Raw genomic sequence first — 6,374 nt, 5'->3', positions numbered from 1 at the left:
CCAGGAAGAACTCGTCGATCAGCACCTGAGCGACCTCCGTCGCGGCCCCGTTTTCGCCGCGCAGCCGGTGCTGGAACAGGAACATGTGCAGCGACAGCATCTCGAAACGACCCAGCGGCGTATCCGGTACATTCCAGTCGGAATAAAACACGGTTTGCCGCGCCGCCGCCACGATTTGTGCGTAAAGCGCCTCGGTGATAGCGCGGTTGGCATGGCGTTCGCGGCCAAAAAGGCGTTGGAACATTGAGGGTGGTCTCCCGGGGACCTTTTGTTGAATTGGCCTTGTTGCATCGGCAGGCAAGCTGGTTTACCGGTTTTGCCGCCCAGCGCAAGTTGCGGGGATGTGATGGAGAATTGTTGTTGGGTGCGCTGAAATTCAAGTCGCTTTTTACGCCTGTTTCGGCGGGCGCGGCCTCTCTGCTGGTGGCGGTATCCGCGCTTTCGGCCTGCAATTCGTCCAAGATGATGGGTGACCTCAACCCCAGCGAGACGCTGACGCAGGGTTACGTCATCGACCAGCAGGCAATCGACTCGGTGCCGGTCGGGTCGAGCCGTGAGCAGGTTCTGCTGGCGCTTGGTACCCCGTCGACGACGGCGACCTTCGACAACGAGGCCTTCTACTACATCTCGCAGACGCGCAAGCGCTATGTCGCCTTCGACAAGCCGCATCTGGTCGACCAGAAAGTGCTGGCGGTCTATTTCGGCGCCGACGGCCGCGTCACCCAGATCGCCAATTACCGGCTGAAGGACGGCAAGATCTTCGACTTCATCTCGCGCACCACGCCGACCGGCGGCAAGGACCAGAACTTCCTCAGCCAGATCATCAACGGCGCCAGCAAGCTGGCGCCCGGCCTGCCCGGCGGCGGCAACGGCATGTGATCGACGGCCGGCTCGCTTTTCGCACGCGGGCAACACAGAATCAGGCAGCCAGGGACCCGCCGGATCGCTCCGGCGGGTCTTTGCTTGGTACTGACCGGTCGTTGCGGCTCAAGGAGGCCGGCTTTCCTCCAAGAGCAAAAGCAAAGCCACCGAATGTCCCGATGATCCTTTATTGATCATGGGGCGGGCGCAACTTCTGCGTTAGCCGTTTATCCACCACAAAACGCAATGGCGCTTGGGTTTCATCTGCCTATAATTTTTGATCCGCAAGATCAGCCGGATCGGAGGGTCAGATGAGCCGCATCGTCATGTACGACCAGATCGGCGCCCGCAAACCGGTCCAGAGCTTCGTCCTGGACTGGAAGGACGGCGTGCCGTGCACGCTCCGGCAGATCATCGCCGAACGCGTGCTGCTGGAGCATGACAGGTTGCACGCCTCGCGCAACGACGCAGCGATAGAGACGCTGCTCTATGCGCCAAACACCGGACCGCTCAAGAAGACGAACCCGGACTTGGCGGTGGCGGCGGCGATCGAGGCCTTCTCGCGCAACGCCTTCATGGTCGTCGTCGGCGGCAAGCAAATGATTGCGCTGGACGATGTGGCCGTCATTTCAGCGCGCACGGACGTCGTCTTCATAAAGCTTTTGCGGCTCAAGGGGGGTTGAGTGGATGGGCAATGGAAGGTTGTTTTCGGGTCTCAGGGCAGCGGCCGCTGCATTCGGCAAGGTCGTCGCCGGCGCCCCGCGTGCGAACGAGCCGGCGCCGCTCGCCGACATAAATAGGATGGTCGAGCGCCTCCATCGCGCCCATGCCGACCGGGAGCGGAGCGAGGCGGAGACATTGGCGCGGGATATCGAGCTGGCCTCATCCGCCGGCGGCTCGCGTCCGATGATGGCCGAACTCGTAGCCCTCATCCGTGCCTATGACACCGCGAACTCGGAGCAGGACCGCAAGGATATCGCGAGCCGCCTGCGCGCTTTGTCAGCGGAACAGCGCGGCGGATTGTTCGATGCCATCGACTTCCTGCGGGCACGCTTCGGCTGGGGTCCTGAGGTGGCCGTCTATGTGCGCAGCCGGGAGGGCAAGACCCCGCCCAAATTCGCGCGCTTCTGCGAGAGCTTGAGCCGGGATCTCCTGCGCAGCGGCTTCCAGACGAACGCGCCGAGAACCGCCACCGCGCTTCGGCTGCTCGCGAACGACCAGGCCGGCATGCACCTCAAGGGCACGATCGGCTGGTCGGGCGGATTGCCCAAGCTCGGCATCGTCCGCGAGATCGAGCGCACGGTGAAAAACGGACAGGCTCTCGGCGCCGAAGACCGGGCCAACGCCGCCAGGCTCATCGCGCTGGTTTGCGATACGCAGTACTACAAAAACAGGACCGGACCGGAAAAGACCGATCCACCACTGATCGTTTCGCTGAAGGCGCTTGCCGGGGCCGGCCAGCAGGACAGTTTCTTTGCGCGCATGCGGGCCAATCCGCCGGCAAAACTTCCCCACCTGCGCTACACGCCGCCGCCGTCCGACAAGGCGGAATTTTGGGACGACGTGCTGACGGAACTGGCGCCGATGTTCGAGGACATCCGCGCCTACGCCGGCGACAGGACGGTGCATAACTGGCTGACCGACCGACAGGCGTTCGCCGCCCGTTTCGGCTCCGGCGATGGCAGTGCCGCCTTCAGGTTCGGCTGGTGGGCGCGCGACACCAAGGGCGAGGAAGGTTTTCACAAGGACTACAACAACCATCTCAGTCGCATGCTGAGCGAGGAAAAACCCGAATGGCGACAGCTCGCGACCGCCGCGCAAATGGCGATGCTGCGCGCCGTGGGGCCGAGCTTCGATCGGGGTTGGCCGCAGGACTTCACGAGGGCCGGCACGCGGGTCGAAGCGTTCGAATTCGGCGGCGGGGACCCTGACGGCAGCCTGCTCAACCAAATGGTTGCCGCGGGCGATGGCGCGCCGGGGACGACCTGGCTGAAGGATTGCGAACGCAAGATCGCAGCCCTTGGGCACGACGCGGTGGCCGACGGTTTCAGGCAGTGGCTCAAACCGCTCTGCGAACTGGCGCTGCCGGAGATCGAGCGCGACGTCTATATCGGCCTCGAAGCCTACAGCCTGGTGTTCAGCCCGCAGAATGCATCGGTGTTTCCGACACCGCTGCCGGAACGGGAGTCGGCGGGTTACGAGGCGGCGGTGCGGCAGTCCGCGCTGAAGGCGATCTGCGCGATACCGGGCCTGCTGTTCCAGCGTGCGGCCGGGGACTATGTACCCTGGCAATTTGATCTTGGCCGACTGCACGGCGAATTGTCGCCCGACAATGTCGCGGTAGCACGCGGCATTGGCTTGGCCCTGTCCCGCCTGCCGGCCGACAAGGCGCTCCCGCTGCTGGAATCGCTGGCAGGCGCGACGCTGATCAAGACAGGGCATCACGGACGTACCGTGCGTTCGCAAAAGACAGGGGCGGCCTGCGTCTGGTCGCTCGGCCAGCTGGGCACCGCGGACGCGGCCTATGCGCTTGGGCGCCTTCGCCGCAGGATCGACGACAAAGTGGTGATCAAGTCGATCGACAAGGCGCTGGGAGCGGCGGGCAGCAAGCTCGGCCTGTCGGGCGACGACATGCAGGAAATCGCCATGGCCGAGTACGGCATCGGCGATGGCGGGCTTCGTGTCGAGGAACTGGGCGGCGTTCGCGTCGAGTTGCGCGTTGTCTCGTCGGCCAAGGCCGAGTTGCGCAGCATCGACGCCAAGGGTAAGTCGAGCCGCGGCATCGCCAAGGATTTCAAGGCGGCACCCGGCGGTAGCGAAATGGCGGGCGAGTTGGAAGATGCGGCGAAGGACATCGCGCTGATTCTGCCGGAAGCGCGGCGCCGCATCGAGAGCGCCTGGCGCGACGGCCGCCACTGGAATTACCAGGGCTGGCAGGACCGGCTGATCGGCAATGGCCTGCTGCGCACGCTTTCCGAGCGCCTGATCTGGCGTTTTGCGGGTCCCAAGGGCGAGGCGTTCGTCGCCATGCCGCGCGAAGGCGAGCTTGTCGATCATGCCGGCGTTCGCTGCCCGGTTCCAGGACCGGACTTGACGGTCCACCTTTGGCATCCGCTGGACAGCCCGGCCACGACCGTCGCGGCCTGGCGCGAGAGCCTCGCCAGGCAGACGATCCAGCAGCCCTTCATCCAGGCCTGGCGGCCGGTCTACGTCGTCACCGACGCTGAGCTTGCCACACGCAGCTACTCCAACCGCTTCGCCGCGCACATATTGGAGCAGGCTCCAGTTATGGCCATCCTGAAGAAGCGCGGCTGGACGGCGTACAATCGCAGCATGCACGGCAACAATGCCGAGCATGAACGGGTGCGGCTCACCTTGCCGTATCATGGTGTCGCCGCCGAGTTCTGGGTCGCCGGCATCGGCACGCGCGTGCAGGACATCGAGGCGGCCGAGCGCGGCGCCGCGCTCTACGCCTTCATCGCCACGGATCGGGTGGCCTTCTTCGCGCTCGACCCCAAGACCGGGCAGCCGGGCGAAATTCCCCTACCCGTCGATGCGGTCCCTCCCCGCGCGTTCTGCGAGGCGATGTACGACATCGACAGCGTGATCGGCCGCACCTCGATCGGCAACGACCGCCACTGGCAGGATCGCGGCAGCAACGCGCGCCACCCGCTGTCTGAGCGGCCTGAATTCCTCGACTACCGCGAGCGCTATTCGGCAGGACAGGCCAGCGGCCTGGCAAAGGGCCGACGCGATTTCATCGCCACCATCCTGCCCGGCCTCGCGATTGCCAACCAGTGCACGGTCACGGACGAGTTCCTGATCGTTGACGGCAAGCGCAAGACCTACAGGATCAACTTCGCATCCGGACACATCAGGATGGCGCCCAACGACCGCTATCTCTGCATCGTGCCGTCAAACGAGGCGGCCGGGCCGAGGCCGGCCTATGTGCCGTTCGAGGGCGACGACATCCTGTCAGTCATCCTGTCGAAGGCGATGATGCTGGCCAATGACGACAAGATAACCGACGGCTCGATCCTGCGTCAGATCGCTTGAACCGCGGCGGGAAATGAAAAAACCCGCGGGATCACTCCTGCGGGTTTTTCGACGAACAGCTTGAGCCTCAGCCGTGCGCGAGCACGGCCAAGAGCAGCAGGGCGACGATGTTGGTGATCTTGATCGCCGGGTTGACCGCCGGGCCGGCGGTGTCCTTGTAGGGATCCCCGACCGTGTCGCCGGTGACGGAGGCCTTGTGCGCCTCGGAGCCCTTCAAGTGCTTGGCGCCGTTCTTGTCGGTGAAGCCGTCCTCGAATGACTTCTTGGCGTTGTCCCAGGCGCCACCGCCCGAGGTCATCGAGATGGCGACGAACAGGCCGTTGACGATCACGCCGAGCAGCGAGGCGCCGAGCGCGGCGAAAGCCGAGGCCTTCGAACCCGAGATCAGCAACACGCCGAAATAGACGACCAGCGGCGCCAGCACCGGCAGCAACGAGGGGATAATCATCTCCCGGATCGCCGCCTTGGTCAAAAGATCGACGGCGCGGGCGTAGTTCGGCTTCGAGGTGCCGGCCATGATGCCCTTGTCCTCGCGGAACTGCTTGCGCACCTCCTCGACGATCGAGCCCGCCGCGCGGCCGACGGCCGTCATGGCGATGCCGCCGAACAAATACGGGATCAGGCCGCCGAAGATCAGGCCGGCGACGACATAGGGATTGGAAAGGTCGAAGGAAACCTCGCCCATGCCCTGGAAGTAAGGGAACTTGTCGCCATTGGCGGCAAAGAACTTCAGGTCGTTCGAATAGGCGGCGAACAGCACCAGCGCGCCGAGGCCCGCCGAACCAATGGCGGAGCCTTTGGTCACCGCCTTGGTGGTGTTGCCGACGGCGTCGAGCGCGTCGGTGGATTGGCGCACTTCCTTGGGCAAGCCGGCCATCTCGGCAATGCCGCCGGCATTGTCGGTGACCGGGCCGAAGGCGTCGAGCGCGACGATCATGCCGGCGAGGCCGAGCATGGTGGTGACGGCGATCGCCGTGCCGAAGAGGCCGCCGAGCTGGTAGGTCGCGATAATGCCGCCGACGATGACGATAGCCGGCAACGCCGTCGATTCCAGCGAGACCGCGAGGCCCTGGATGACGTTGGTGCCGTGGCCGGTCACCGACGCCTGGGCGATGGAGTTGACCGGGCGCTTGTTGGTGCCGGTGTAGTACTCGGTGATCACCACGATGAGCCCGGTCACCAGGAGGCCGATCAGGCCGCAGATGAACAGGTTCTTGCCGGTGATGGCGATGCCGGCGACGGTGCCGATATCACCCCAGCCGATGGTCAGCGATGTCGCGGCGCCAAGGCCGACGATCGACAGCAGGCCAGTGACGATCAGGCCCTTGTAGAGCGCGCCCATGATCGAGCCGTTGGAGCCGAGCTTGACGAAGAATGTGCCGACAATCGAGGTCAGGATGCAGGCGCCGCAGATAGCCAGCGGATAGAGCATGGCGGTGCCGAGCACCGCCATGCTC

The 6,374-nt window shown here is 64.7% G+C and carries 5 protein-coding genes; 3 read left to right on the top strand and 2 right to left on the bottom strand.

Translation table 11 applies throughout. The features are described 5' to 3' along the window. A partial coding sequence (locus EOA33_RS20335; protein WP_281033532.1) for a ubiquinol-cytochrome C chaperone family protein occupies window positions 1–244 on the bottom strand: 244 nt, incomplete at its 3' end. Window positions 245–360: 116 nt separating this feature from the next. Between EOA33_RS20335 and EOA33_RS20330 the strand changes: the two genes are divergently transcribed. The 3 genes from EOA33_RS20330 to EOA33_RS20320 all read left to right on the top strand — a co-directional run bounded on the left by EOA33_RS20330 (window position 361) and on the right by EOA33_RS20320 (window position 4,917). Beyond that, complete coding sequence (locus EOA33_RS20330; protein ID WP_127406409.1) at window positions 361–879, top strand: outer membrane protein assembly factor BamE; 519 nt, start codon at window positions 361–363, stop codon at window positions 877–879. Between the two features lie 293 nt (window positions 880–1,172). Beyond that, window positions 1,173–1,544, top strand: coding sequence for a hypothetical protein (locus EOA33_RS20325; RefSeq protein WP_126054937.1), 372 nt, complete (start codon window positions 1,173–1,175; stop codon window positions 1,542–1,544). Window positions 1,545–1,548: 4 nt separating this feature from the next. Then, the gene (locus EOA33_RS20320) at window positions 1,549–4,917 is read left to right on the top strand and encodes a DUF4132 domain-containing protein (protein ID WP_127406408.1); all 3,369 of its coding nucleotides are present in this window, start codon (window positions 1,549–1,551) and stop codon (window positions 4,915–4,917) included. A 67-nt stretch (window positions 4,918–4,984) separates the two neighbouring features. Here EOA33_RS20320 and EOA33_RS20315 read toward each other — a convergent pair. Then, window positions 4,985–6,374: sodium/proton-translocating pyrophosphatase (locus EOA33_RS20315; protein ID WP_190234318.1), on the bottom strand; the 1,390-nt coding region annotated here is incomplete at its 5' end.

Source organism: Mesorhizobium sp. M4A.F.Ca.ET.050.02.1.1, assembly GCF_003997725.1.
In the GTDB taxonomy this organism is placed as follows: Bacteria; Pseudomonadota; Alphaproteobacteria; order Rhizobiales; family Rhizobiaceae; genus Mesorhizobium.
The sequence above is the reverse complement of the archived record's forward strand: the minus strand, read 5'-3'. Positions and strand labels throughout refer to the sequence as shown.

Coding starts and splice junctions, on each gene's coding strand:
- EOA33_RS20325 (WP_126054937.1), top strand. CDS start 1,173: ATGAGCCGCATCGTCATGTACGACCAGATCGGCGCCCGCAAACCGGTC.
- EOA33_RS20320 (WP_127406408.1), top strand. CDS start 1,549: ATGGGCAATGGAAGGTTGTTTTCGGGTCTCAGGGCAGCGGCCGCTGCA.